The organism is Pseudomonas sp. Irchel s3b6, from assembly GCF_900187415.1.
GTDB lineage: Bacteria > Pseudomonadota > Gammaproteobacteria > Pseudomonadales > Pseudomonadaceae > Aquipseudomonas.
This window is the reverse complement of sequence record NZ_FYDM01000003.1, coordinates 459,004-484,090: the sequence shown is the minus strand read 5'-3', so window position 1 is coordinate 484,090 and position 25,087 is coordinate 459,004. Positions and strand designations below refer to the sequence as shown.

Here is a 25,087-nt window from a genome sequence, read left to right as displayed (position 1 = left end):
GGCGCCGCTATTCCATTGGCGAGCGAGCAGGTGTTTCAAGACAGTGCGGTCAGGTGTTTGTCCGGTGCGGTGCTCCTTGTCGATGCGGCGAGAATCAGCTGCGCCGCTTTCTCGGCGATCATCAGCGTGGGTGAACAGGTATTGCCGGAGGTGATGCGCGGCATGATCGAGGCATCGGCGATACGCAGGCCGGGAATGCCGTGCACCCGTAGTTGGGCGTCCACCACGGCTTCGGCGTCGTGGCCCATGCGGCAGGTGCCGACCGGGTGGAAGATGGTGGTGCCGATCCGCGCGGCGGCTTCGTGCAATTGCTCTTCTGTCTGCAAGGCCGCGCCCGGCAGGTATTCCACCGGCTTGAATGGCTGCAGGGCCGGTGCGGCGACAATGCGCCGGGTCAGGCGAATGGCATCGGCGGCCACTCGCAAGTCTTCGGGGTGGCTCAGGTAGTTGGGCTGGATCAAGGGCGCGTGTTGCGGGTCGGCAGAGCTGATCTCCACTCGGCCACGGCTGTGCGGGTGCAGGTCGCAGACCGACGCGGTGAATGCCGGGAAGGGGTGCAAGGGCTCGCCGAAACGTTCCAGCGACAACGGCTGGACGTGGTATTGGAGGTTTGCCGAAGTCTGCTCCGGCCCGGAGCGGGCAAAGGCGCCCAGTTGGCTGGGGGCCATCGACAGCGGACCACTGCGGTTGTACAGGTAGCGCAGGCCCATGCCCATTTTGCCCCACACACTGCCGGCGATCTGGTTCAGGGTGCGGGCGTTTTCCAGTGTGTAGATCAACCGCAGCTGCAAGTGATCCTGCAGGTTGCCGCCGACGCCGTTGAGTTCATGAACGACGCCGATCCCCAGGCGCTTGAGCAAGCTGGCAGGGCCGATACCGGAGCGTTGCAGGATGCTCGGCGAGCCGACGGAGCCGGCGCTGAGAATGATTTCCCGACGGGCGCTGAATGAGGTGGCCTGGCCCTGCCAGCGGGCCATGACGGTGCTGGCCCGGCCGTTCTCCAGCAGCACGCGGTCGACCTCGACGCCGGTCAGCACAGTGAGGTTCGCGCGCTGGGCAACGGGTTTGAGAAAGGCCTTGGCCGCGTTCCAGCGGACCCCGGCTTTCTGGTTGACCTGAAAGTAGCCGCAGCCTTCGTTGTCGCCCTGGTTGAAGTCATCGATGTTGGCGATGCCGCTTTGTTCGGCGGCCGTGCGGAAGGCATCGAGAATCGGCCATGACAGGCGCTGGCGTTCGACCCGCCATTCCCCGGCGGCGCCATGAAAGTCCGAGTCGCCGGCAAAGTGGTTTTCGCTGCGCTTGAACAGTGGCAGTACGTCGCTCCAGCTCCAGCCGGGGTTGCCGTCGGCGGCCCAGCCATCGTAATCGGTGGCCTGGCCACGCATGTAGATCATGCCGTTGATCGAGGAACTGCCCCCCAGCACCTTGCCCCGCGGGTAGCTCAGGCTGCGGTCCTGCAGGCCGGCTTGTGCTTGCGTCTTGTAGCACCAGTCGGTACGCGGGTTGCCGATGCAGAACAGGTAACCCACGGGAATGTGAATCCACGGATAGTTGTCGCGCCCACCCGCTTCGAGCAGCAACACCCGGTGCTGCGGGTTGGCGCTCAGGCGATTGGCCAGCAGGCAACCGGCCGGCCCGGCGCCGACCACGATGTAATCGTATGCATCAACGGCAGGTTGCATCCATGACCTCGCAGCGTGTTGTTCTTATTGGGATCCATCCTAGTTGTTAGTTTTCGGTAAAAGAATGTTAGTTTTTGCTCAGCCGCTGTGCGTTTTTAAACAGCGATCCACAGGCATGGATTCAGGGATGGCAGATGTTCGACTGGAATGACTTGCGGTTTTTTCTCGAATTGCAACGCAGCGGGCGGTTGCTGACCGCCGCGCGGCGCCTGAAAACCACCCACGCCACCGTGGCCCGGCATATCGAGGCGATTGAAAAGAGCCTGGGGACGGCGCTGTTCGTCCAGCAGGCCCAGGGTTATGAGCTGACCCCGGCCGGCGAAGCGTTGCTCAAGCACGCCGAGGCCATGGAGAACGTCGCCTTGCTGGCGCAGGAGGAGATCACCCAGTCCACCGCGCCGTTGGGCAAGATCCGCGTCGGTGTGACCGAGGGCCTGGGCATCATGTTCCTCGCCAGCCGCATGAAAGGGCTGTTCGATCGTTATCCGGGGCTGGAGGTGGAACTGGTGGCGGTGCCACGGTTTGTCAGCATCCTCAACCGCGAGGCCGAGATCAGCATTCACCTGGAGCGCCCGGCCGCCGACATGCTGGTGACCCGCAAGCTGACCGATTACCGCCTGGCGCTGTACGCCAGCCAGGACTACCTGGACCGCTCACCACCGTTACGCAGTCGCGAAGACCTGGCGCGGCATGCCTGGATCGGCTATGTCGACGACCTGCTATTCAGCCAGGAACTGATGTTCCTCAACAATTTCTGCCGCAGTCCGCAGGTGGTGTTCCACAGCACCAGCGTGATTGCCCAGCAACAGGCGGCGCGAGCGGGGCTGGGGATCGCGGTCCTGCCGTGCTACATGGCCAGCAACGACCCTGGCCTGGTGCCGCTGCTGCCCGCCGAAAGTCTGCAGCGCAGCTACTGGATCAGCACCCGCCGCGAGCTGCACAAGTCGGTACGGTTGCGGGTGTTGTGGGATTACGTGGTGCAGCTGTGCGACAGCGAGCAGGCGCTGTTGCTGGGCCCCGTTGCCCCGTAGGCGCGGTACGTTCGCGCCTGCAGGGCGGGGTGTTTCAAGGGAGCAGTTCGAACGCGCTGCTGGCCAGCCGTTCGCCATTCACCAGCACATGCACCGCATGCAGGCCCGGGTAATGCTTTCGGGTAGTCAGTGCCTTGATGGATTGGGCACGGGCGATGGTCTCGGTGGCTTTGCCGGGAAGTGTCAGGGTCTTGAGCTTGAACACCTTTGTCGACGTGCTGCCATTGGCCTTGACGTAATCGATGGCGTAGTCGATCACCAGGCGCTGACTGCCCTCGGTCGTGGATGTGATGGCAAAGGACAGGGTGATGGTTTGCCCCAGGGCAATCACCGGCGGGTTGACCTTCAGGTCGATGATCCGCACTTCAGGCTTGCCACCGGCACCGATGATCGCCAATGCCCGCCGGTTGCCCTGTTTGATCAGGCTGCGCAGGGCATGTTTGGCGATCCATGCCGTGCGCGGGTCCTCCAGCGACCAGCCTTCGATCAGGCCCAGCACCCACTCGGGATGGTCCTTGGTGATGTCGTTGAGGTGATTGGCCACCGATTTGCGGACGTAGAGGCTGCTGTCGGCCTTGAGGTTGTCGAGGATCGTCGCCGCCAGGCTCGGGTCGGCCTGCACCCGTTCCAGGCGAAACGACCAGGGCAGGCGCGGGCGGCTACCCTCGCTGGCCAGGCGGCGTACGTGTTCGTTGGCATCCAGCGACCAGTCGTACATCAGCGCCATGGAGCGTTCGAAATCGCTGCGCAGAAAATGCCGGATCGCGAACTCCGAGGAGCCGAAGCGGGTGAAGTACTTCAGCGCGGCCATTGACGGCTCGTAGGCGTGCATCCCGTAGGTGGCGACATACTGTGGCAGGCACATGCTGACAAAACTGCTGTTCAGGCGCGGTGCCAGCGGATGCAGGATGTCCAGGGTCTGCTCGTAGTTCAGCGGCAATACCGCATGCAGGCAGTCACCCACCCGGGCCATGCGTTGCATCACCGACAGCTCGCCCAAGCCGTCGTTGGCCATTGCCAGGAACGCCCTGGCGTCGAACGGCGGGTACACCGCGCACAATTGCGTGGCGATATGTTCGAAGCGCTCGGCGTTGAAGATTTCCTTCAGCGCGGGGGTCGCGTCACTCATCCTGTGGTCCTCCTCGGTTCAACCCTTGCCCGATTGTTCTTCAATCTGGTCGGCCTCGAACAGGCGCGCCAGGTCGGCACGAGCCTGTTGCGCGGTCTGCATGACTTTGACGGCGTCATCGTAGATCGCATGCTGGGTCTCGAGCACTTGCTCGTCGTGGTGCTTGAAGCGTTCGATGCGCGCATCGGCCTGGCTTTGGCTAAGCCCCAGGCCCATCAGGGTGCGGCGGCTCATTTCCAGGCTGGAGTAGTAGGTTTCCCGTACGGCCTCGGTGCCGAGGTCCATCAGGCGGTGCACGTGCTGGCGGTTACGGGCCCGGGCGATGATCTTGACGTGGGGATAGAGTTTGCGCACCAAGGCGGCGGTCTTGATATTGGTCTCCGGGTCATTGGTGGCGATCACGAAGAATTCCGCCTGGCCGACCTTGGCCGCGCTGAGGATCTCCGGGCGCATCGGGTCGCCGTAAAACACCGGCACGCCGCCAAAGCTACGGGACAGCTCGATGGTTTCCACCGAGGTGTCGAGGGCCACGAAACTGATCTTTTGTGCCCGCAGGATCCGCGCCACGATCTGCCCCATGCGGCCCATGCCGGCGATCACCACGCGCGGGGTATCGGAGTCGATTTCCCGCAGGTGCGGCGGCACGGCGACCGGCTCGACCCGGTTTTTCACCAGGCGCGCGCACATCAGCAGCAACAGCGGCGTCAGCGCCATGGACAGGGTGATGGTCAACACTTGCATGTCGTACAGCCGGGTGTCGAACAGGCCGTGGTCGCGTCCGATCTTGAACACCACGAACGCAAACTCACCACCAGCGGCCAGCACAATGCCCAGGCGCACGGCACTCAGCCGATTCAGGCCACCGGCCATGCGCCCGACCAGGTACAACAGTGGCAGCTTGAGGGCGATCAACAACAGGGTCAGGCCCAGCACGGTCGCCGGGGCGCTGAAAAGCAGGCTGATGTTGGCGCCCATGCCGACGCTCATGAAAAACAACCCCAGCAGCAGGCCCTTGAAGGGTTCGATCTGGGCTTCCAGTTCATGCCGGTATTCGGAGTCCGCCAGCAGCAGGCCGGCGAGGAACGCACCGAGGGCCATCGACACGCCGACTTCGTCCATCAGCCACGCGGTACCCATCACCACCAGCAAGGCGGTGGCCGTGGAGACTTCCGGCAGGTTGGCCTTGGCGACGATGCGAAACACCGGGCGCAACAGGTAACGGCCACCGACCACCACCACGGCGATGCTGCCCAGTACCCGCAGGCCATGATCGAGGTTCTCGGCCGTGCTGGTGCTGTGGTCGACGCCGGCCAGCAGCGGGACCATGGCGATCAGCGGGATCGCCGCGATGTCCTGGAACAGCAGGATGGCAAACGCCAGCCGCCCGTGGGGGCTGGTCAACTCCTTGCGCTCGGCCAGGCTTTGCAGGCCGAAGGCGGTGGACGACAACGCCAGCCCCAGGCCGAGCACGACGGCACTGTTGAGCGGCTGGCCAAAGGTGTAGTACGCCAGCACCCCGATCACTGAACCGGTCAGCAGCACTTGCGCCAGACCGACGCCGAACACCGATTTGCGCATCACCCACAGCCGTCGTGGCGACAGTTCCAGGCCGATGATGAACAGCAGAAGCACGACGCCGAGTTCGGAAATGTGCATGACGCTTTGCGGGTTGTCGATCAACCCCAGCACGGCAGGCCCGATGAGTACCCCGGCCAGCAGGTAGCCCAGCACGGCTCCCAGTTGCAGGCGCTTGGCCAGAGGCACGGTGAGCACGGCCGCGAATAAAAAAACGACTGCGGCCTGCAGCAGGTTGCCTTCATGTGGCATGGATCACTCCTGGATTCTCGACATTTGAATGCACGGCGCTAGCGCCGTCATGTTCGACGCGCAGTGTAAGGGTGTGGCGCATCGGGTGCATCCGTGGATAAGGCGCAGTGCCCGGCAAACATCAGAGTGTACCGCCATGGAGAGGCTGGATTAACATAACCAACCGCCACTACTGGTCAGGATCGCAATCGCTATGACGGCAACTTATCAATGATCCCGATGTGGCTTGGTCTCTGCGCCGTAGGGGTGATCGTTGTCTTGATCGCCGTTCTGATCGTTCGTGAGCGCCGCTGGCGTCAACTCACGGCGCACTACCGCGCCATGCCTGAAGGGTTGCCCGTGCGACCCGTCATGGTGGAGGAGCCCGCGCCCACGGAGCTGGACGACGTCGAACGCTTCAAGCGCAGCCAGTACTTCGCCCGCATCGGCACTTGGGACTGGGATGTCGACACCGAAAAACTCTATTGGTCCGATGCCATCTACGGCATGTTTGGCTTCAAGGTGGGTGAGGTAGTGCCCAGCTATCAATTGTTCTGTTCCTGCGTGCACCCCGATGATCGGGAGCGGGTACGCGCCGGCGAGTTACGGTGCCTGGCAACGGGGGAAAACCATGACGAAGAGTACCGGGTGGTCTGGCCGGACGGCAGCGTCCACTGGCTACGGGAAACCGGCAATGTGGTCAAGACGCCGGAGCAGTCCATTGTGAAAATGATGGGGGTGGTGCGTGACATCACCGACGAAAAAGCCAGTGCCAGCCAGTTGCAACGCCTGGCGCACTTCGACCGGTTGACGGGGCTGCCCAACCGCCTGGTACTGGAGCAACGCCTGGCCAGTGCGCTGGAGCAGGCGCGCCTGAATGCCACGCGGGTGATGCTGGTATTTGTCGACCTCAATGGGTTCAAGGCGATCAACGACGCTTTCGGACACGCGGCCGGTGACCAGGTGCTGGTGACCACGGCCAGTCGCCTGAAAAATATCATGCGGGCCAGTGACACCGTCGCGCGGATCGGCGGCGATGAATTCGTGGTCATCCTCGAAGGCTTGCCTCAAGGCAAGAGCCTGGAGGAAGAGGCCCGCAGTATCTGCCAGAAAATCTTCAGCGAGCTTTCCCCGTCGATCAACGTCGGCAAGGCGCATCGACAGATTGGCACCAGCCTCGGGGTCGCGGTGTTCCCCGACCATGCCTCGAGCATGGACACGCTGCTACACATCGCCGATCTGGCGATGTATGAAGCCAAGCGCAGTGGCAACAATCAGTACCGACTGGGGCGGCAGTCGGCAAGCTGGCCCACAGGAACTGCGCCCGACGGTGGCATAGCCGTGAAGCTGGCACAGTCATAGCACCCGATACTGGCAACCCGCTGCGGATGGGCAAGGGCACATGAGGTTGCCAACCGGCCGGTTTTCTGGGAAAACCCTGCCCCTCAACGCCCGGTCGGGCCAGCGAACAGACGAGAGCGGTAATGAACGACGAATTACAAGTCATCGACCTTGAAGTGGGTACCGGCAAAGCCGCGGTAAAAGGCGCCCTGATCACCACCCAATACCGTGGCTGCCTGGAGGATGGCAGTGAATTCGATTCCTCCTGGTCTCGCGGCAAGCCGTTCCAGTGCGTGATCGGTACCGGCCGGGTGATCAAGGGCTGGGACCAGGGCATCATCGGCATGCAGGTCGGCGGCAAGCGCAAACTGTTGGTGCCGGCGCACCTGGCCTATGGCGAACGGACGATGGGCGCCATCCCGGCCAACTCGAACCTGGTGTTCGAGATTGAGTTGCTGGAAGTGTTGACCCGCGACGATTGACGGCCGTCATCAGTGGGCCGGCTAGCGCTCACTGAACAACGGGATACGCCCGTTCAGTGAAGGGCGGTAGGACCAGGTCAATCGGTCCCGAGCAATATCCTGCCGCAGGAGCTCACCGACGGTGCTGCTGGCGATGTGCAAGGCCAATTGTTGGCCCGGGCATTGGTGGTGGCCGGCGCCAAAGGTGAAGCTGCGCCGCTGCGGGCGCTCAAGGATCAAGGTGTCCGGCTGGTCGTTGAGTTGCGGGTCGCGATTGGCCGAGGCCAGCAGCACCAGAAGGGTATCGCCGGGGTTGAGGCTCACGCCCTCGATCTCGCACGGGGCTGCGACAAAACGTCGAGTGTTCTGTACGGGCGGGTCAAAGCGCTGGACTTCCGTCAACAGATCGTCGATTCGCCCGGGGTCGCGCCGCATTTCACGCTCAAGCGCCGGGTTGCGAATCAGCGCCAGCACCGCGTTGCCGATCAACCCGGCGCTGGCCTCATAGGTTTGAGAGAACAGGCCGATGAGGTTGGCGAGCAGGGTGTCGCGCTCGCTCAGGCGCAGGGCAATACCTTCCAGCAAAGGGCTTTGGCCGTCATCGGCGTTCAGGCGTGTGCTGAAGTAATCGCTCAAGTGTTCGGCGGCCCGGTGGGCCGTGTCCAGTTGTTCGGGTGTGCTCAGGGGCGACAGGCAGGCGACGAAATCGGCGGTCAGTTGGCTGAGTATCCGGCCTTCGCTTGCCGTGAAGCCGAGCAATGCGGCAACCACCCACACCGGGCCCGTGAACATGGCCTCGTGCAGCCCGTCAGCGGTTGGAGTGATCGAACGGGTGCGGAGCAGATCACGGACGCGGGCGCTGTCGATGATCTCCAGCCCCGGTGCAATGGCGGATCGAGGGCAACGCTGGCGTTCACCGTCGTTCATCCGCATCAACAGGCCGAACACTTTACCCGCCGCGCCCTGTGCGATGGCATTGGGCACCGGTTCGTGGGCCGGACGAACCCTGCAATCGGGATGGGCCAGTACGGCCGCGACGGCCTCGGCGCTGCTGGCCACCCACAGGCGCAGGCCTGGATCGAAGGACAAGCCGCCGGCAGCCCGAAGGCTGGCGTAGTAAGGGTAGGGGGCGGCGTGGGTCGCGGCGGTGATCGGGTCCATGAAGCGCTGCCTTATTCGTCGTGGAAAGTGTTGCTATTCTCTGCGGTTCGACAGGGCGACGATTCGTCCGGGAGCGAAATATGAGCGTATCGAACACAGAGCAACATGACGTCGGCGTCTCGCAGGTCGCCGCCGCGATTGCCGAGCCTGCCAGGACAAAAATCCTGTGCTCGTTGATGGACGGCCACGCCCGCACCAGCACTGAGCTGGCGAGCATTGCCCAGGTCAGCGCGTCCACGGCCAGCGCCCACCTGACCAGGCTCAAGGAACTGGCGTTGGTGCGTCTGCACGTCCAGGGTCGCCATCGTTACTACAGTCTTGCGGACCAGCGCGTCGCCCAGGCACTGGAAGCGCTGATGGTGATCGGCCAGAACGCAACGCCAACCTTCACCCCGCGCACCCCGGATCGCCTGCAATTCGCCCGGACCTGCTACGACCACATGGCGGGTACGCTGGCGGTCTTGCTGCACGACCGGATGTTCGAGGCCGGGTGGTTGTTGGTGACCGATCAGCAGGCGTATCGGTTGAGCGACAGCGGCGAGGCGTTGTTTGAAGGGCTGGGGGCCGAGGTCAAGGACTTGAGCACATTGCGCCGGCGTTTTGCCTGTCCGTGCCTGGACTGGAGCATGCGTCGCCCCCATCTGGGCGGCGCATTGGGGGCGGCCTTGCTGACGATCGCGATCAAGCGCAAATGGGTCACTCAGGACCTGGACAGCCGGGCGCTGGCGTTGACAGCGACGGGGCGCAAGGAAATCAGCCGCCGGTTCGCGATCAAACTGCCGGTCCAGTTACCGACAGCCCCCCACACGTCCTCCCACACCAGACGCCGAACGATCGCCAGCCCTGCGCCTTAACGGCTGGCCGAGGCCATCAGTACGCCGAAGCCGGCAAAGGTCACGCCCGAGACTTTTGCCGCCAGCCAGGAACCCTTCGGGCTCGACAACCAGCCCTTGGCGGCATTGGCGAGCAGCGCATAGCTGCCATGGACCAGGATCACCAGCACTGCGTAGGAGCTGACCAGCTTGAAGAACTGGGTGTAGAAGTGCGCGGAGGTGTCGATGAACTGCGGAAACACCGCCAGGAAGAAAAACACCGCCTTGGGGTTCAACAACTGGATCGAGGCCGCTTCGATGAAGCGATAGCCGGGGCTTGCGGCGGGTGTTTCCAACAGTGCGCTGAAACGGTCCGAGCGCCAGCTTTTGTAGCCCAGGTACAGCAGGTAGGCGGCGCCTGCGTATTTCAATGCGGTGAAGGCGTGAGCCGAGGTGGCGAGTATCAGGCCGACGCTGGTGGCACTGATGGCCGCGACCACAAACGCCCCCGAGGCGATCCCCAGAATCCCGGGCAGTGCGCCGGCCCAGCCGTGGCGCAGGGCGTTGGACAGCGTCAGGATCACACCAGGCCCGGGGCTCAAAATGGTCAGGGTGGCGAAAAGTAAAAAGAGTCCGTAGCTGTTCATGTCTTGCTCCGACGGGGGGCGCTGGCTGTGTGCCGGCAGATTGGCGTGGTGACGAGGGCATGACAAACGCTTTAAATGCAGCGCATATGTGACAAAATTAGACCCATGATAAATTCACTCCCTCCCCTGAACGCTGTCCGCGCCTTTGTCGTTGCGGCTCGCCACCAGAGTTTCAGCCTGGCTGCCGAGGAACTGCATGTCAGCCACAGCGCTGTCAGCCGGCATATCAAACGGCTTGAAGAGCACCTGGGCGTGCTGCTGTTCGAGCGGCGTATCCGCCAATCGCTGCTGACCCCGGCCGGCCAGCGCTTCTATGAGCAGGTCAGCGCCGGGCTGGTGCAGATTGCCGAGGCCGCCGCCACGCTGAAACAGCAGGCCGCGCAGCCGACGGTGAAGATCAACGTCCGTCCGTCCTTCGCCATGCTGTGGCTGGCACCCCGGCTTGCGGATTTCACCGCGCAACATCCGCAGATCACACTGCAGGTCATGACCCAGACCCAGGCACCTGACCCTGCGCGCGACGGGTTCGACATTGTCATTCGTCGCGGTCGTGATGACTGGGCGCCGAGTATCGAGGCGCACAGCCTGTTTGCCGATGAGTTGGTGCTGGTTGCCGCGCCCTCGCTGCTGGCGCGCCTGGCGCTGGATGACCTCGACGCCTTGGGTCGGCACACGCTGCTGATCGCCAAGGCGCGCCGCGAAGACTGGCACCATTGGGCCCTGCATGTTGGTCAGCCACCGGCAGCCACCCAGTTGACCCGGCAGTTCGATCACATGCACCTGGTGCTTGACGCCGTCGTGGCGGGGCAGGGCATTGCCTTGTGCCCGACGTCCCTGCTGGGCACCCACCTGTCGAGCGGACGCCTGGTCTGCCCGCTGCCCGGGCTGCGCATGCCGTTGCCGCGTTATTACTACGGGGTTGCGCCGCACGCCAGCGCGCACACGCGGGTCTTTGTGGAGTGGTTGCTGGCCCAGGGCGGCATGGCACTGTAGGTGCCGCTGCATAAAAAAACCCACCCGACGCTTTCGCGAAGGGTGGGCTTTTCAGTGCCGGGGGGCGTTGATCAGACCTTGACGATCCAGCCCGCTGGCGCTTCGATGTCGCCGGTTTGCACGCCGGTCAGCTCTTTGTAGAGCTTCTGGGTGATCGGGCCGACTTCGGTTTCGCTGTGGAACACGTGCAGGTGGTCGTTGTAGCTGATCCCGCCGATTGGCGTGATCACGGCAGCAGTACCGCAGGCACCGGCTTCCTTGAAGTCCGACAGCTTGTCGATGAACACGTCGCCTTCGACCACTTCCAGGCCCAGGCGGGTCTTGGCCAGCTCGATCAGCGACAGACGGGTGATACCCGGCAGCACCGATGGGGATTTCGGCGTGACGAAGGTGTCGTCGTGGGTGATACCAAAGAAGTTGGCGGAGCCGACTTCTTCGATTTTCGAGTGAGTCATCGGGTCCAGGTAGATGCAGTCGGCGTAGTGCGCCTTCTTGGCCTGGGAGCCAGGCATCAGGCTGGCGGCGTAGTTGCCACCGACCTTGGCCGCGCCGGTGCCCTGTGGGGCAGCACGGTCATAGCTGGAGATCAGGAAGTTATGCGGGGTCAGGCCACCCTTGAAGTAGGCGCCGACCGGGATGCAGAAGATCGAGAAGATGAACTCGGGGGCGGTGCGCACGCCGATGTTGTCACCCACGCCGATCACGAACGGACGCAGGTACAGCGCGCCGCCGGTGCCGTACGGCGGAATGAAGCGCTCGTTGGCGCGGACCACGGCCTTGCAGGCCTCGACGAACTGCTCGGTGTCTACCTGTGGCATCAGCAGGCGGGCGCAGCTGCGCTGCATGCGCAGGGCATTCTGGTCCGGACGGAACAGGTTGATCGAGCCGTCCTTGCAGCGATAGGCCTTCAGGCCTTCGAAGCATTGCTGACCGTAGTGCAGGGCGGTCGAGCCTTCGCTGATGTGCAGCACGTTATCTTCGGTCAGGGTGCCTGCGTCCCACTCGCCATTACGCCAGTGCGACAGATAACGCTTGTCTGTCTTGATGTAGTCAAAGCCCAGCTTGTCCCAATTGATGCTCTCGTTACCCATGACACCCTCTATCACTTAACAATCGCCTGAACGGTTCAAGGCTTCTGGCGTTTTACTGGATGGGCACAACAATACTTCATTCCGGGGTGGTTTCGCAGCCCGGACGATGGAGGGATTGGCAAAAGTCGTCGCTTGCTCACTCAATCCCTGCCGATATCGCTCTTTTTACCCCTTTGTGGCGAGGGAGCAAGCTCCCTCGCCACAGGGGATGCACGGTTACAGGTGCAGCGCATGCCCCAAGGCACGCAGCGCCGCTTCCTGCACCGCTTCACCCAGGGTCGGATGCGCGTGGATGGTGCCGGCGATGTCTTCCAGGCGCGCGCCCATTTCCAGGGACTGGCCGAACGCAGTGGACAGTTCGGACACGCCGACGCCCACGGCTTGCCAGCCAACAATCAGATGATTGTCACGTCGCGCCACCACCCGCACGAAGCCGCTTTTCGATTCCAGGGTCATCGCCCGGCCGTTGGCCGCGAACGGGAAGTTCGCCACGATGCAGTCCAGGCCTGCGGCCTTGGCTTCGTCCGGGGTCTTGCCGACCACCACCAGTTCCGGGTCGGTAAAGCACACGGCGGCGATGGCGGCAGGGTTGAACTCGCGCTGTTTGCCCGAGATCAGTTCGGCGACCATTTCACCTTGCGCCATGGCACGGTGGGCCAGCATCGGTTCGCCGCTCAGGTCGCCAATGGCGTAGACGTTGCGCATGCTGGTCTGGCAGCGGTTGTCGATCTTGATCGACGAACCATTCATGTCCAGGTTCAGCGCTTCAAGGTTCCAACCCTGAGTGTTCGGTCTACGGCCCACGGCCACCAGCACCTGATCGGTTTCCAGGCTCAGGGTGTCGCCATTCGGGTCCATGACTTGCAAGGTGTTTGATTTAGAATCAAAGGCTTGCACGCTATGCTTCAAGTAAAGCTTCACGCCAAGCTTCTTCAGTTCATCGTGTACTGGTTGCGTCAATTCGGCGTCGTAGGCTGGCAGGATGCGCTCCTGGGCTTCAACCACGCTGACCTCGGCACCGAGCTTGCGGTAGGCAATCCCCAGCTCCAGGCCGATATAGCCGCCGCCGACCACGATCAGGCGCTTGGGCACGCTGTTCGGCGCCAGGGCTTCGGTGGAGGAGATGATCGGTCCGCCGATCGGCAGCATCGGCAGATTGACGCTGGTCGAACCGGTGGCGAGCACCAGGTGCTCGCACTGGATGCGGGTGTCGCCGACGTCCACGGTTTTGCCGTCGATGACCTTGGCCCAGCCTTGAATCACCTGGACTTTGTTCTTTTTCAGCAGGGCCGCGACGCCGGTGGTCAGGCGATCGACGATGCCGTCCTTCCACTCGACGCTCTTGCCGATGTCCAGGGTTGGCGCCGAGACGTTGATGCCCAGGGCCGAATGCTGGCTGTGGTGCCGGGTCTGGTGGAACTGCTCGGCGACATGGATCAGCGCCTTGGACGGAATGCAGCCTATATTCAGGCAGGTGCCGCCCAGTGCCTGGCCTTCCACGACAATGGTGTTGATGCCCAGCTGGCCCGCGCGGATTGCTGTCACATAACCGCCAGGGCCGCCGCCGATGATCAGCAGCGTGGTGTTCAGAGTCTGCATTCTTTACTCCATAAACAGCGTGGCGGGTTGTTCGAGCAGAGCGCGGATGGCCTGGATGAAGAGCGCCGCGTCCATGCCGTCGACCACCCGGTGATCGAAGGAGCTGGAGAGGTTCATCATCTTGCGGATCACCACCTGGCCCTTGATCACCATCGGCCGCTCAACGATCTTGTTGACGCCGACGATGGCCACTTCCGGCAGGTTCAGCACCGGGGTGCTGACGATGCCGCCCAGGGCGCCCAGGCTGGTCAGGGTGATGGTCGAGCCGGACAACTCGTCACGGCCGGCCTTGCCGGTGCGTGCGGCGGTGGCCAGGCGGGCGATTTCCGCGGCGCTGTCCCACAGGTTGCGCGCTTCGGCGTGCCGCACCACAGGCACCATCAAGCCGATGTCGGCTTGAGTGGCGATGCCCACATGCACGGCGCCGAGGCGGGTGATGACCTGGGCTTCGTCGTCGTAACGGGCGTTGATCTGCGGGAAGTCACGCAGGGCAACGACCATGGCGCGCACCAGGAACGGCAGCAAGGTCAGCTTGCCGCGGGTGGCACCGTGTTTTTCATTCAGGTGCGCACGCAGCTCTTCCACCGCGGTGACGTCGATTTCCTCGACATAACTGAAATGCGCCGCGCGCTGGGTGGCGTCCTGCATGCGTTGGGCGATCTTGCGGCGCATGCCGATGACCGGGATCTGCTCTTCGTCATGGCGTTCGCTGTAGGCAGCGCCGGCAGCGGGTTTGGCCGAAGGACCTTGTGTCAGGTAGGCCTCAAGGTCCTCGTGCAGAATACGTCCAGCGGGACCTGTGCCCTGAACCAGGCGTAGTTGAATGCCGGCGTCCAGTGCGTGCTTACGCACGGCTGGTGATGCCAGCGGACGTTCGTTGGCTTCGCGAGCCACTGGCGCCTGGGGCGCTGGGCGGCAGGTCGGTGCCGGTTTGCTGGCGACCACGGTTTCGACCTTGGGGGCCGGCGCGGGCGCGGCTTTCGGTGCCTCGGCTTTGACTTCGGCAACGGCGGCCGGCTGCGCGGACTCTTTGTAGTTGCCCGCGCCTTCGACTTCGATGCTGATCAAGATGCTGCCAACGGCCATGACTTCACCGGGCACACCGCCCAGGGAGATCACCTTGCCGTGCACCGGCGACGGGATGTCGACCATCGCCTTGTCGGTCATCACATCGGCCAGTAGCTGGTCTTCGACCACCATGTCGCCGACCTTGACGTGCCAGGCCGACAGTTCAACTTCTGCAATGCCTTCGCCAATGTCCGGCATTTTAATAACGTGCGTGCCCATTCAGACCTCCATGACCCGTTTCAAAGCCGCGCCCACACGGGACGGGCCAGGGAAATACGCCCACTCTTGCGCGTGGGGGTAGGGGGTGTCCCAACCGGTCACGCGTTCGATTGGCGCTTCCAGGTAGTGGAAGCAGTGTTCCTGCACCAGCGACACCAGTTCGGCGCCAAAACCGCAGGTCCGGGTGGCTTCGTGGACGACCACGCAGCGTCCGGTTTTTTTCACCGATTTGACGATGGTGTCCAGGTCCAGCGGCCACAGGCTGCGCAGGTCGATGACTTCGGCGTCGATGCCGGTTTCTTCGGCGGCGACTTGCGACACATACACCGTGGTGCCGTAGGTCAGGACGGTGACGGCCGAGCCCGGGCGGGTGATGGCGGCGACGTCCAGTGGGACGGTGTAGTAACCATCCGGCACTTGGGCGGCAGGGTGTTTCGACCACGGCGTTACCGGGCGGTCGTGGTGGCCGTCGAACGGGCCGTTGTACAGGCGTTTTGGCTCAAGGAAGATCACCGGGTCATCGTTTTCGATGGCGGCGATCAGCAGGCCCTTGGCGTCGTAGGGGTTGGACGGCATGACCGTGCGCAGGCCGCAGACCTGGGTGAACATCGCTTCGATGCTCTGGCTGTGGGTCTGGCCACCGTAGATGCCACCGCCGCACGGCATGCGCAGGGTCATCGGGGCGGTGAACTCGCCAGCCGAACGATAACGCAGGCGCGCGGCTTCGGAGATGATCTGGTCCGACGCCGGGTAGACATAGTCGGCGAACTGGATCTCGGCCACCGGACGCAGGCCGTAGGCACCCATGCCCACCGCCACGCCGACGATGCCGCTTTCCGAGATCGGCGCGTCGAACACCCGCGAGGTGCCGTACTTGTTCTGCAAGCCTTCGGTGCAACGGAACACACCGCCGAAGTAACCGACGTCCTGGCCGAACACCACGACGTCGTCGTCGCGCTCGAGCATCACGTCCATGGCCGAGCGCAGGGCCTGGATCATGGTCATGGTGGTGGTGGTCATGGCGGTATCCAACTCAATAGTGTTGTTGTGATCGTTCATGTCAGATCCCCAACTCTTGGCGCTGGCGCTTCAAGTGCTCTGGCATCTCTTTGTAGACGTCTTCGAACATGGTCGCGGCGCTCGGGATCTGGCCACCGGCGAGTGTGCCGTACTGCTCGGCTTCTTTCTGCGCGGCAATCACCTGGGCCTCGAGTTCGGCGCTCAGGGCTACATGTTCCTCTTCGGACCACTGGCCGATCTTCACCAGGTGCTGCTTGAGGCGCGCGATCGGGTCGCCCAGCGGGAAGTGGCTCCAGTCATCGGCAGGACGGTACTTGGACGGATCATCCGACGTCGAGTGCGGGCCTGCACGGTAGGTGACCCACTCGATCATGGTCGGGCCGAGGTTGCGGCGGGCGCGTTCGGCGGCCCAGGCGGAGGCGGCGTACACCGCGATGAAATCGTTGCCGTCGACCCGCAGGGAGGCGATGCCGCAGCCTACGCCACGACCGGCAAAGGTGGTGGCTTCACCACCGGCGATGGCCTGGAAGGTGGAGATGGCCCACTGGTTGTTGACCACGTTGAGGATCACCGGCGCACGGTACACGTGGGCAAAGGTCAGGGCGGTGTGGAAGTCCGACTCGGCGGTGGCGCCGTCGCCGATCCATGCCGAGGCAATCTTGGTATCGCCCTTGATGGCGGAGGCCATGCCCCAGCCCACTGCCTGGATGAACTGGGTGGCGAGGTTACCGGAAATGGTGAAGAAACCGGCTTCCTTGACCGAGTACATGATCGGCAACTGACGGCCCTTGAGCGGATCGCGCTCGTTGGACAGCAGCTGGCAAATCAGGTCCACCAGCGGCACGTCGCGGGCCATCAGGATGCTTTGCTGGCGGTAGGTGGGGAAGCACATGTCGTCGATGTTCAAGGCCAGGGCCTGGGCGCTGCCGATGGCTTCTTCGCCAAGGCTCTGCATGTAGAACGACATTTTTTTCTGACGTTGGGCGACGACCATGCGGTTGTCGTAGATCCGCGTCTTGAGCATGGCGCGCATGCCTTGGCGCAGAATCTCCACCGGCACGCCTTCGGCCCATGGGCCCAGGGCATTGCCCTGGTCGTCGAGCACGCGAATCAGGCCGCGGGCAAGGTCTGCGGTGTCGGCGGGTTCAACGTCGATTGGGGGTTTGCGCACCGTGCCGGCATCGGTCAGGTGCAGGTAGGAGAAGTCGGTTTTGCAGCCGGGACGGCCCGAAGGTTCGGGAACGTGCAGGCGCAGCGGTTCGTACGCTTGGTTCATGGCTTCTACGCTCGATCTTGTGAATTTCTTGTAGTGAGCTGACGGTCATTCTTCGATAAAAGAAATCTTGTCCTACAACAATCATAGGCCGGCCCAAGAAGAATATTTCTCTCTGTTTCATTGCGCTTTAGGCTGTTTGAGGATAAAAATTCTGAATAAACATAAAAAACAGGTGGTTTTATCTCATGCGTAAGCTGGATCGTACGGATGTCGGCATTCTCAACAGCCTTCAGGAGAACGCGCGCATCACCAACGCCGACCTCGCGCGCTCGGTGAATCTGTCGCCGACACCCTGTTTCAACCGGGTCAAGGCAATGGAGGAAATGGGCCTGATTCGTGAACAGGTCACGCTGCTGGATGCCGACTTGCTGGGGCTGCACGTCAACGTGTTCATTCACGTCAGCCTGGAGAAACAGGTGGAGGAGGCCCTGGCGCAGTTCGAAGCGGCGATTGCCAACCGCCCGGAGGTGATGGAGTGCTATCTGATGGCCGGCGACCCGGACTACCTGATCCGGGTGCTGGTGCCGACCATTCAGTCGCTGGAGCGCTTCATGATGGACTTTTTGACCAAGGTCCCAGGGGTGGCGAACATCCGGTCGAGCTTTGCGCTCAAGCAGGTGCGCTACAAAACCGCGCTACCGTTGCCGGCCAATGGGTTGACCCTGGCCCTCTGAGTTGTTGTTGGCGCCATTGGCTGCAGGGTTTCAGAACTGGTTGATCGGGATTTTCAGGTAGGTCACGCCGTTGTCTTCGGCGGGCGGCAGATTGCCCGCCCGCACATTGATCTGGATCGCCGGCAGCAACAGCTTCGGCATCTCCAGCCCGGCGTCACGCCGGGTGCGCATGGCGACGAACGCGGTTTCATCGATGCCATCGTGGATATGAATGTTGCGTTGGCGCTGCTCGCCCACCGTGGTCTGGCATTGCGCCTCCCGGTCTTGGGGCGGGTAGTCGTGACACACATAAAGCCGCACGCAGGCGGGGAAGGCCAGCAGCCTGTGGATCGAGGCAAACAGTTGGTTGGCGTTGCCGCCGGGGAAGTCGCAGCGAGCGGTACCCACGTCGGGCATGAACAAGGTGTCGCCCACCAGGATCACGTCGCCGTCGACCAGGTAAGCCATGTCCGCTGGCGTATGACCGGGCACATGCAGGGCCGTGGCCTTGAGCGTGCCGATCATGAATGACTCGTCCGCGGCAAACAGGTGATCGAACTGCGAACCGTCGATACGGAACTCCGGCTCAAGGTTGAACAAACGCTTGAACACCCCCTGAACCTGGCTGATGGATTCGCCGATGGCGATCTTGCCGCCCAACTCGCGGCGTAGGTAAGGCGCGGCGGACAGGTGATCGGCATGGGCATGGGTTTCCAGCAGCCATTGCACCTGTAGCCGGTGCGCACGCACGAAGGCGATCACGCGGTCGGCCTGGGTGGTTGCCGTTCGCCCGGCCGCGGGGTCGTAGTCGAGCACCGGATCGACGATGGCGCAGGCCCCGCCATCGTGGTCATAGATGACATAGGTAAAGGTCGATGACGCGGGGTCGAAAAAAGCTTCAATCAAGGCAGGCATGGTGGGCGATTCATTCAGGACAAGCCTTGAGCGTAGTGGCATTTTCCCTGTGCTGACCAGCCCCCATGCAATTCAATGAAGGAAAAAAGCCTGCGGGGCTCTATCCTGTCAGGCATCGATACCGGGCGTTCCCGGCTTTTTCGCAGATCACGAGTGGTTTATGTTGCTGGCGAGTTGTTTTGGCGTGGTGATGGGGTTGTTGCTGGGGTTGACCGGTGCCGGTGGCGGCATTCTTGCGGTGCCGGCATTGGTACTGGGGCTGGGCTGGACCATGACCCAGGCCGCTCCTGTCGCGTTGTTCGCGGTGGGCAGTGCCGCGGCGGTCGGCGCCATCGACGGGTTGCGCCACGGCCTGGTGCGCTACCGCGCGGCGCTGCTGATTGCCTTGCTGGGCGCGGTGTTTTCCCCGCTGGGCATCTACTTTGCCCACCAGTTGCCGGAAACCATCCTGATGATCCTGTTCAGCCTGTTGATGATCATGGTGGCCTGGCGGATGTTGCGTCGTGAGCGTCGGGAGACAGGGCCGAGCGACCATGGCCACGCCAACTGGGGCCAGAAGAATTGCATGCTCGATCAACAGACCGGCCGCTTTTCCTGGACCGCCAAATGCACCGCGACCCTGGCGGCGCTCGGGGCGGTGACTGGTGTAGTGTCGGGGCTTCTGGGCGTGGGCGGCGGGTTTCTGATTGTCCCGGCGTTCAAGCAACTGACCGACGTCCAGATGCGCGGCATTGTCGCCACCTCCCTGATGGTAATCAGCCTGATCTCGGCGATCGGGGTGATTGGCGCCTTGCAGGCCGGCGTCAGGATCGATGGCCAGGGTGTCGCGTTCATTGGCGCCAGCATCGTCGGCATGGTGATCGGCCGCCGCCTGTGCGCCCGCGTACCCGCCCGGGCGCTACAGGTGGGGTTTGCCAGCGTGTGCCTGTTGGTGGCCGGCTACATGCTGCTCAAGGCGTAAGGCGCTGACGATGGTGGTTGGAGCGGCGTAAGGCGACCGCAGTTGTGGGGCGTTTCGTTTCGTCGGTGGCGAATGCTAGTCTTGACCCATGCCGCTGCCAGGGAGCCCTCATGGGCAATCACAAGATCGAGATCCGTCGCAGTAACGTCGATAAAATCCTGCTGGCCGCCGAAAAGGTCTTTGCCGAAAAAGGCTTCGGCGGTACGGCGATGGGCGACATTGCCAGGGAAGTGCAGTTGCCGCGCTCCAACCTGCATTACTACTTCAGCACCAAGGCCGAACTCTATAGCGCAGTGCTCCTGGACTTACTGGAGGTGTGGAAGCAGGACGCGTTGTGCTTCGAAATGTTCGATGACCCCCGGGTGGTGCTCAGCAGCTACATCCGCGCCAAGATGAACCATTCCCGCAGCCGTCCCTACGGCTCGAAAGTCTGGGCCAATGAAATCATCCACGGCGCACCGACCCTGGGCGAAGCCCTGGATGCCAGCCTCTATGACTGGGCCAAGATGAAGGAAGCCAAGATTCGCCAGTGGGTGGAAGACAAACGCATCCTGCCGGTGGAGCCTTCCAGCCTGCTGTACATGATCTGGGCCTCGACCCAGCACTACGCTGACTTCGATCACCAGGTGAACATCCTCAACGACCATCAGCCGCTGTCGGACATGCAGTTCGAACGGGCGGTGCAGACAGTGACGAGTGTGATTCTGCGGGGGATTGGGCTGGAGCCGTAGTCGACCGCCAGGGTGGGAGCGATCAATTGCGCTTGAGGTTTGTGGTGTGGCTGTCGGCCTCATTGCGAGCAGACGGAGCGCCGCCCGGCTCTCCGCTTGCTCGCGATGGTAACCGTTCAGGCGCTACCGACCTTAAACGACGTGGTACGGATTACGCGGATCATGGTTCCAGTCCAGGAACGGCTTGCCGTTGTCCACGGGCACCATCTCGATGCAGTCCTGCACCGGGCAGGTGATCTGGCACAGGTTGCAACCCACGCATTCGTCGTCGATCACTTCATATCGATGGGTCCCGTCGGCTTGTTTCAGGCTGGCGACGGCCTGGTGCGAGGTGTCTTCGCAGGCAATGTGGCAACGGCCGCAGCCGATGCAGGCCTGCTGGTCGATCCTGGCGATCACCTGGTAGTTGATGTCCAGGTACTTCCAGTCGGTGGTATTGCCCACCGCATGCCCGGCGAAGTCCTGCACGCGGGCATAGCCCCGGCTGTCCATCCAGCGCGACAGGCCGTCCTTCATGTCCTCGACGATGCGAAAGCCATGCAGCATCGCGGCCGTGCACACCTGCACCGCGCCGCTGCCCAGCGCCATGAACTCGGCGGCGTCGCGCCAGCTGCCGATGCCGCCAATGCCGCAGATCGGCAAGCCCTGGGTCTGCGGGTCGCGGGCGATCTCGGCGACCATGTTCAAGGCAATGGGTTTGACCGCCGAGCCGCAATAACCGCCATGGGTGCTCTGGGTGCCCACGATGGGCAGGGCCACCATGCGGTCGAGGTCGACGCTGGTGATCGAGTTGATGGTGTTGATCAGCGACACCGCATCGGCGCCGCCACGATGGGCAGCCCGGGCGGCGACCCGGATGTCGGTGATGTTTGGCGTGAGCTTGACGATCACCGGCAACGAGCAATAGGTCTTGCACCAGCGGGTGACCTGTTCGACATACTCCGGCACCTGGCCCACGGCGGCCCCCATGCCGCGCTCCGGCATGCCGTGGGGGCAGCCGAAGTTGAGCTCGATGCCGTCGGCTCCCGTGGCCTCCACCAGCGGCAGGATGTTTTTCCACGATTCTTCGACGCAGGGCACCATCAGCGAGACGATCAAGGCGCGGTCCGGCCAGTCTTTCTTGACCTGGGTGATTTCCCGCAGGTTGATCTCCAGCGAGCGGTCGGTGATCAGCTCGATGTTGTTGATGCCCAGCACCTCGCGGTTGGCAGCAAAGTGCGCGGAGTAGCGCGACGACACGTTGACCGCCGCCGGGTCCTCACCCAGGGTCTTCCAGACCACGCCGCCCCAGCCGGCCTCGAAGGCGCGGACGACGTTGTAGGCTTTATCGGTGGGCGGCGCGGAGGCCAGCCAGAAGGGGTTCGGGGCCTTGATGCCGGCGAAGACAATCGAGAGATCGGCCATTTACGCAGCCTCCACAGTGAGCATGAGTCGGGCATGGATCGCTTGCGCGGCCAGCTTGCCGTGCTGGACTGCCTGTACGGTGAGGTCCTGGTCGAGGCTGGTGCAATCGCCGCCGGCATAGACCCCCGGGATGCTGGTGCGCATCTGTTCGTCCACCATAATCCGGTCACCCTGGCGTTTCAGTTCCCGGGCCAGGGGATCGTTCAGCGCGCTGTCGTCGAAGGTCTGGCCGATGGCCTTGAAGATCGCATCGGCGGCCAGTTCAAAGGTGTCCCCAGTGGTGATCAACCGACCCTTGTCCAGGCGCGTGCGGGCGAAGCGCATGCCGCGCACCTGGCCTTTATCGTCGAGCAAGACTTCTTCGGGTTGGGCCCAGGTCATCAGCCGCACCTGATTGGCCTTGGCGATGTCTTGCTCGTGGCCGGTGGCGCCCATGTCCTCCAGGCCCCGGCGGTACACCAGGTTGACGTCATGAGCCCCCAGGCGAGCCATTTGCACGGCCATGTCGATGGCCGTGTTGCCGGCGCCCAGGACGATGCAATGCTCGGCCAGTGGCAGTTGGCTCAGGTCATCCGCCTGGCGCAGTTCACGAATGTAGTCGGTGGCGGCCAGCAACCCCGGAGCGTCTTCATGGGCCAGGCCCAGCTGTTTGCTGGCGGCCAGGCCGAGGCCGAGGAATACCGCATCGAATTGTTGCTGGAGTTCGCCGAGGCTCAGGTTATCGCCGAGCCGTTGCCCGTGGCGGATTTCGATGCCACCGATTTCCAGCAGGAACTCCAGCTCATGCTGGGCGAAGTCATCCACCAGCTTGTACTTGGCGATCCCGTATTCGTTGAGGCCACCGGCCTTAGCCCGGGCTTCGAAAATCACCACATCGTGGCCGTGCATCGCACAGCGGTGGGCGCAGGACAACCCGGCAGGCCCGGCACCCACCACGGCAATGCGTTTGCCGGTGAGCGCTGCGCGCTTGAACGGGTGCTCGGTGAAATGGGCGTTATCGATGGCGTAGCGTTGCAGCAGGCCGATCAGCACCGGCGCACATTCCTCGGCGTTGTTACGCACGCAGGCTTTCTGGCAGAGGATTTCCGTCGGGCAGACCCGGGCACAACTGCCGCCGAGGATGTTCGCCGAGAGGATCTTTTGCGCCGCGCCCTGGACGTTCTCCTGATGAATGTTGCGGATGAACGAGGGGATGTCGATCTCGCTCGGGCAGGCGTTGACGCACGGGGCATCGTAGCAGTACAGACACCGCGAGGCTTCCAGGTGCGCCTGGCGAGCATTGAGGGGGGGCGCCAGGTCGGTGAAATGGCCGGCGAGGGTGGCCCCGTCCTCCAGGGGATGGGGCAAGTGGCTCAGGGTCGGAATCACGGTATTGGCCTCACGGTTAATTGAGGTAGTGCCTCTGACGGGCATTGATGTTGTGTTGCCGGTGCGGGCCTCTTCGCGGGCAAGCCCGCTCCCACGGGAGGAATACATTACGAGTGTGGGAACGGGCCGGGCGGTGTTCCGCTTATCCGCGAAGGCCTGGATTTCAGCGTTTCACGGCCGTCGGCTTGTGCAACTCGGCGCGCTTGCTCAACAGGTCGAACACCGCCGGGTAGGCCGGGCGATCGATATAGCGTCCGGCCCCGCGCACCGCTCGCAGGTCGCCGTCGGCCCAGACCAGGCGACCCTGGCTGATGGTGTGGCTGGGTACGCCGCGCACGGTCTTGCCTTCGAAGATGTTGAAGTCGACGTTCTGGTGGTGGGTCTTGGCGGAAATGGTGCGGCTGCCTTGCGGGTCCCAGAGCACCAGGTCGGCATCGGCGCCGACGCGGATCGCGCCTTTGCGCGGGTAGAGGTTGAAGATTTTCGCGGTGTTGGTGGAGGTCAGTGCCACGAAGTCCTGCATCGACAGGCGTCCGCTGTTGACCCCTTCGTGCCACAGTACGGCCATGCGGTCTTCGATGCCGGCGGTGCCGTTGGGGATCTTGCTGAAATCGTCACGGCCGGCGGCTTTCTGATCGGCGCAGAAACAGCAGTGATCGGTGGCGGTGGTGTGCAGGTTGCCCGCTTGCAACCCATGCCACAGCGCCTCCTGATGCCCGCGCGGGCGGAAGGGCGGGCTCATCACGTAACCGGCGGCGGTTTGCCAGTCGGGGTGGCGGTAGACGCTGTCGTCCAGCAGCAGGTGCCCGGCCAGCACTTCACCGTAGACCGGCTGGCCCTTGCTGCGGGCGTAGGTGATTTCGTCCAGCGCTTCCTTGGTGGAGACGTGGACCAGGTACAGCGGCGTACCCAGGGTCTCGGCGATGCGGATTGCCCGGCTCGCGGCCTCGCCCTCGACTTGCGAGGGGCGCGACAGCGGGTGGGCTTCAGGGCCGGTGATGCCCTGGGCCATCAGCTTGCGTTGCAGGTGGTAGACCAGTTCGCCGTTCTCCGCATGCACGGTGGGCACCGCGCCCAGCTCCAGGCAGCGTTCGAAACTGGCCACCAGGGTGTCGTCGGCCGCCATGATCGCGTTCTTGTAGGCCATGAAGTGCTTGAAGCTGTTGATCCCGTGCAGGCGTACCAGCTCGGCCATTTCCTCGCGAACCTGTTCGCTCCACCAGGTGATGGCAACATGAAAACCGTAGTCGGAGGCGGATTTTTCCGCCCAGCCGCGCCACTGATGAAAGGCCTCGAGCAACGACTGCTGCGGGTTGGGAATCACGAAGTCGATGATCGAGGTGGTGCCGCCGGCCAGTCCCGCCGCCGTACCGCTGAAGAAGTCTTCGCTGGCCACGGTGCCCATGAAGGGCAGTTGCATGTGGGTGTGCGGGTCGATGCCGCCGGGCATCAAGTACTGGCCAATGCCATCGAGTACTTCGCAGCCTGCGGGTGCATCAAGGTTATTGCCAATGGCCTTGATCACGCCGTCGGCGCACAAGACATCAGAGCGGTAACTATCATCATGGGTAATGACGGTGGCGCCACGGATCAACAGAGACATTCCGGTTTCCTCGCAGGCATGACCGGCTGATGCCGGTTCTAAGTGTTGTTATATGTAGCAGGCTAAGGAAGTTTCATTCCTGTCAGCGCTGTCAGGAATAAACGCTAGCTGCAGTT

22 protein-coding genes are annotated in these 25,087 nt (G+C 63.1%); 8 read left to right on the top strand and 14 right to left on the bottom strand.

Going from position 1 to position 25,087, the window contains the following annotated elements:
* Positions 1–35 precede the first annotated feature (35 nt).
* On the bottom strand, positions 36–1,682 hold the full coding sequence (locus CKW07_RS08215; RefSeq protein ID WP_095144436.1) for a GMC family oxidoreductase: 1,647 nt from the start codon (positions 1,680–1,682) through the stop codon (positions 36–38).
* Positions 1,683–1,816: 134 nt separating this feature from the next.
* Here CKW07_RS08215 and CKW07_RS08210 point away from each other — a divergent pair, with 134 nt between their 5' ends.
* Positions 1,817–2,713: a LysR family transcriptional regulator gene (locus tag CKW07_RS08210; RefSeq protein WP_095144435.1), complete on the top strand. Its 897-nt coding sequence runs from the start codon at positions 1,817–1,819 to the stop codon at positions 2,711–2,713.
* A 34-nt stretch (positions 2,714–2,747) separates the two neighbouring features.
* On the opposite strand, the gene CKW07_RS08205 is transcribed toward CKW07_RS08210, so the two are convergent.
* Together CKW07_RS08205 and CKW07_RS08200 are read right to left on the bottom strand one after the other, a co-directional pair.
* A complete protein-coding gene (locus tag CKW07_RS08205) occupies positions 2,748–3,842 on the bottom strand; it encodes a DNA alkylation repair protein (protein ID WP_095144434.1) in 1,095 nt (364 codons plus the stop codon).
* Between the two features lie 18 nt (positions 3,843–3,860).
* Positions 3,861–5,669: a monovalent cation:proton antiporter-2 (CPA2) family protein gene (locus tag CKW07_RS08200; RefSeq protein WP_095144433.1), complete on the bottom strand. Its 1,809-nt coding sequence runs from the start codon at positions 5,667–5,669 to the stop codon at positions 3,861–3,863.
* Between the two features lie 210 nt (positions 5,670–5,879).
* On the opposite strand from CKW07_RS08200, the gene CKW07_RS08195 reads away from it, so the two are divergent.
* Complete coding sequence (locus tag CKW07_RS08195) at positions 5,880–7,010, top strand: sensor domain-containing diguanylate cyclase (RefSeq protein WP_095144432.1); 1,131 nt, start codon at positions 5,880–5,882, stop codon at positions 7,008–7,010.
* A 122-nt stretch (positions 7,011–7,132) separates the two neighbouring features.
* Complete coding sequence (locus CKW07_RS08190; RefSeq protein WP_095144431.1) at positions 7,133–7,471, top strand: FKBP-type peptidyl-prolyl cis-trans isomerase; 339 nt, start codon at positions 7,133–7,135, stop codon at positions 7,469–7,471.
* A 21-nt stretch (positions 7,472–7,492) separates the two neighbouring features.
* Here the strand turns inward: CKW07_RS08190 and CKW07_RS08185 are convergent, their stop codons facing one another.
* Positions 7,493–8,611: a cytochrome P450 gene (locus CKW07_RS08185; protein WP_095144430.1), complete on the bottom strand. Its 1,119-nt coding sequence runs from the start codon at positions 8,609–8,611 to the stop codon at positions 7,493–7,495.
* Positions 8,612–8,691: 80 nt separating this feature from the next.
* On the opposite strand from CKW07_RS08185, the gene CKW07_RS08180 reads away from it, so the two are divergent.
* Positions 8,692–9,465, top strand: coding sequence for a helix-turn-helix transcriptional regulator (locus tag CKW07_RS08180; protein WP_095144429.1), 774 nt, complete (start codon positions 8,692–8,694; stop codon positions 9,463–9,465).
* Here the strand turns inward: CKW07_RS08180 and CKW07_RS08175 are convergent.
* Positions 9,462–10,070 carry a LysE family translocator gene (locus tag CKW07_RS08175; RefSeq protein WP_095144428.1) on the bottom strand — a complete coding sequence of 203 codons (609 nt, stop codon included), beginning with the start codon at positions 10,068–10,070 and terminating at the stop codon, positions 9,462–9,464. The two genes, CKW07_RS08180 and CKW07_RS08175, sit on opposite strands and share 4 nt — an antisense overlap.
* Before the next feature lie 105 nt (positions 10,071–10,175).
* Between CKW07_RS08175 and CKW07_RS08170 the strand changes: the two genes are divergently transcribed.
* Positions 10,176–11,063: a LysR substrate-binding domain-containing protein gene (locus tag CKW07_RS08170; RefSeq protein ID WP_095144427.1), complete on the top strand. Its 888-nt coding sequence runs from the start codon at positions 10,176–10,178 to the stop codon at positions 11,061–11,063.
* Between the two features lie 71 nt (positions 11,064–11,134).
* Here CKW07_RS08170 and CKW07_RS08165 read toward each other — a convergent pair whose 3' ends face one another.
* The 5 genes from CKW07_RS08165 to CKW07_RS08145 all read right to left on the bottom strand — a co-directional run bounded on the left by CKW07_RS08165 (position 11,135) and on the right by CKW07_RS08145 (position 17,336).
* The gene (locus CKW07_RS08165; RefSeq protein WP_095144426.1) at positions 11,135–12,154 is read right to left on the bottom strand and encodes a branched-chain amino acid aminotransferase; all 1,020 of its coding nucleotides are present in this window, start codon (positions 12,152–12,154) and stop codon (positions 11,135–11,137) included.
* Between the two features lie 216 nt (positions 12,155–12,370).
* The gene (gene lpdA, locus CKW07_RS08160; RefSeq protein ID WP_095144425.1) at positions 12,371–13,753 is read right to left on the bottom strand and encodes a dihydrolipoyl dehydrogenase; all 1,383 of its coding nucleotides are present in this window, start codon (positions 13,751–13,753) and stop codon (positions 12,371–12,373) included.
* 3 nt (positions 13,754–13,756) lie between these two features.
* Complete coding sequence (locus tag CKW07_RS08155; protein WP_095144424.1) at positions 13,757–15,040, bottom strand: dihydrolipoamide acetyltransferase family protein; 1,284 nt, start codon at positions 15,038–15,040, stop codon at positions 13,757–13,759.
* Positions 15,041–16,099, bottom strand: coding sequence for an alpha-ketoacid dehydrogenase subunit beta (locus tag CKW07_RS08150; RefSeq protein ID WP_095079114.1), 1,059 nt, complete (start codon positions 16,097–16,099; stop codon positions 15,041–15,043).
* A gap of 1 nt (position 16,100) precedes the next feature.
* On the bottom strand, positions 16,101–17,336 hold the full coding sequence (locus tag CKW07_RS08145) for a 3-methyl-2-oxobutanoate dehydrogenase (2-methylpropanoyl-transferring) subunit alpha (protein WP_095079113.1): 1,236 nt from the start codon (positions 17,334–17,336) through the stop codon (positions 16,101–16,103).
* 185 nt (positions 17,337–17,521) lie between these two features.
* On the opposite strand from CKW07_RS08145, the gene bkdR reads away from it, so the two are divergent.
* The gene (gene bkdR, locus CKW07_RS08140) at positions 17,522–18,010 is read left to right on the top strand and encodes a Bkd operon transcriptional regulator BkdR (protein WP_095144423.1); all 489 of its coding nucleotides are present in this window, start codon (positions 17,522–17,524) and stop codon (positions 18,008–18,010) included.
* Between the two features lie 30 nt (positions 18,011–18,040).
* Here the strand turns inward: bkdR and CKW07_RS08135 are convergent, their stop codons facing one another.
* Complete coding sequence (locus CKW07_RS08135) at positions 18,041–18,904, bottom strand: MBL fold metallo-hydrolase (RefSeq protein WP_095144422.1); 864 nt, start codon at positions 18,902–18,904, stop codon at positions 18,041–18,043.
* A 160-nt stretch (positions 18,905–19,064) separates the two neighbouring features.
* Here CKW07_RS08135 and CKW07_RS08130 point away from each other — a divergent pair, with 160 nt between their 5' ends.
* Together CKW07_RS08130 and CKW07_RS08125 are read left to right on the top strand one after the other, a co-directional pair.
* A complete protein-coding gene (locus CKW07_RS08130) occupies positions 19,065–19,865 on the top strand; it encodes a sulfite exporter TauE/SafE family protein (RefSeq protein ID WP_095144421.1) in 801 nt (266 codons plus the stop codon).
* A gap of 110 nt (positions 19,866–19,975) precedes the next feature.
* Positions 19,976–20,596: a TetR/AcrR family transcriptional regulator gene (locus CKW07_RS08125; RefSeq protein ID WP_095144420.1), complete on the top strand. Its 621-nt coding sequence runs from the start codon at positions 19,976–19,978 to the stop codon at positions 20,594–20,596.
* Positions 20,597–20,728: 132 nt separating this feature from the next.
* On the opposite strand, the gene preA is transcribed toward CKW07_RS08125, so the two are convergent.
* From preA to hydA, 3 genes are all read right to left on the bottom strand, one after another.
* Positions 20,729–22,000: an NAD-dependent dihydropyrimidine dehydrogenase subunit PreA gene (gene preA / locus CKW07_RS08120; RefSeq protein ID WP_095144419.1), complete on the bottom strand. Its 1,272-nt coding sequence runs from the start codon at positions 21,998–22,000 to the stop codon at positions 20,729–20,731.
* Positions 22,001–23,368, bottom strand: a complete 1,368-nt coding sequence (locus tag CKW07_RS08115; protein ID WP_176465298.1) for an NAD(P)-dependent oxidoreductase — start codon at positions 23,366–23,368, stop codon at positions 22,001–22,003. It lies immediately after the preceding gene.
* A 163-nt stretch (positions 23,369–23,531) separates the two neighbouring features.
* On the bottom strand, positions 23,532–24,971 hold the full coding sequence (gene hydA, locus CKW07_RS08110) for a dihydropyrimidinase (protein ID WP_095144417.1): 1,440 nt from the start codon (positions 24,969–24,971) through the stop codon (positions 23,532–23,534).
* Between the last annotated feature and the right edge of the window lie 116 nt (positions 24,972–25,087).

Excerpts from the sequence above, each read along its gene's own strand:
- hydA (WP_095144417.1), bottom strand. The coding sequence starts at position 24,971 with ATGTCTCTGTTGATCCGTGGCGCCACCGTCATTACCCATGATGATAGT.
- CKW07_RS08180 (WP_095144429.1), top strand. The coding sequence starts at position 8,692 with ATGAGCGTATCGAACACAGAGCAACATGACGTCGGCGTCTCGCAGGTC.
- CKW07_RS08135 (WP_095144422.1), bottom strand. The coding sequence starts at position 18,904 with ATGCCTGCCTTGATTGAAGCTTTTTTCGACCCCGCGTCATCGACCTTT.
- CKW07_RS08200 (WP_095144433.1), bottom strand. The coding sequence starts at position 5,669 with ATGCCACATGAAGGCAACCTGCTGCAGGCCGCAGTCGTTTTTTTATTC.
- CKW07_RS08125 (WP_095144420.1), top strand. The coding sequence starts at position 19,976 with ATGGGCAATCACAAGATCGAGATCCGTCGCAGTAACGTCGATAAAATC.
- CKW07_RS08215 (WP_095144436.1), bottom strand. The coding sequence starts at position 1,682 with ATGCAACCTGCCGTTGATGCATACGATTACATCGTGGTCGGCGCCGGG.
- CKW07_RS08210 (WP_095144435.1), top strand. The coding sequence starts at position 1,817 with ATGTTCGACTGGAATGACTTGCGGTTTTTTCTCGAATTGCAACGCAGC.
- CKW07_RS08130 (WP_095144421.1), top strand. The coding sequence starts at position 19,065 with ATGTTGCTGGCGAGTTGTTTTGGCGTGGTGATGGGGTTGTTGCTGGGG.
- CKW07_RS08205 (WP_095144434.1), bottom strand. The coding sequence starts at position 3,842 with ATGAGTGACGCGACCCCCGCGCTGAAGGAAATCTTCAACGCCGAGCGC.
- CKW07_RS08195 (WP_095144432.1), top strand. The coding sequence starts at position 5,880 with ATGATCCCGATGTGGCTTGGTCTCTGCGCCGTAGGGGTGATCGTTGTC.
- CKW07_RS08155 (WP_095144424.1), bottom strand. The coding sequence starts at position 15,040 with ATGGGCACGCACGTTATTAAAATGCCGGACATTGGCGAAGGCATTGCA.
- bkdR (WP_095144423.1), top strand. The coding sequence starts at position 17,522 with ATGCGTAAGCTGGATCGTACGGATGTCGGCATTCTCAACAGCCTTCAG.
- CKW07_RS08190 (WP_095144431.1), top strand. The coding sequence starts at position 7,133 with ATGAACGACGAATTACAAGTCATCGACCTTGAAGTGGGTACCGGCAAA.
- CKW07_RS08175 (WP_095144428.1), bottom strand. The coding sequence starts at position 10,070 with ATGAACAGCTACGGACTCTTTTTACTTTTCGCCACCCTGACCATTTTG.
- CKW07_RS08165 (WP_095144426.1), bottom strand. The coding sequence starts at position 12,154 with ATGGGTAACGAGAGCATCAATTGGGACAAGCTGGGCTTTGACTACATC.
- CKW07_RS08170 (WP_095144427.1), top strand. The coding sequence starts at position 10,176 with ATGATAAATTCACTCCCTCCCCTGAACGCTGTCCGCGCCTTTGTCGTT.
- preA (WP_095144419.1), bottom strand. The coding sequence starts at position 22,000 with ATGGCCGATCTCTCGATTGTCTTCGCCGGCATCAAGGCCCCGAACCCC.
- CKW07_RS08150 (WP_095079114.1), bottom strand. The coding sequence starts at position 16,099 with ATGAACGATCACAACAACACTATTGAGTTGGATACCGCCATGACCACC.
- CKW07_RS08145 (WP_095079113.1), bottom strand. The coding sequence starts at position 17,336 with ATGAACCAAGCGTACGAACCGCTGCGCCTGCACGTTCCCGAACCTTCG.
- CKW07_RS08185 (WP_095144430.1), bottom strand. The coding sequence starts at position 8,611 with ATGGACCCGATCACCGCCGCGACCCACGCCGCCCCCTACCCTTACTAC.
- lpdA (WP_095144425.1), bottom strand. The coding sequence starts at position 13,753 with ATGCAGACTCTGAACACCACGCTGCTGATCATCGGCGGCGGCCCTGGC.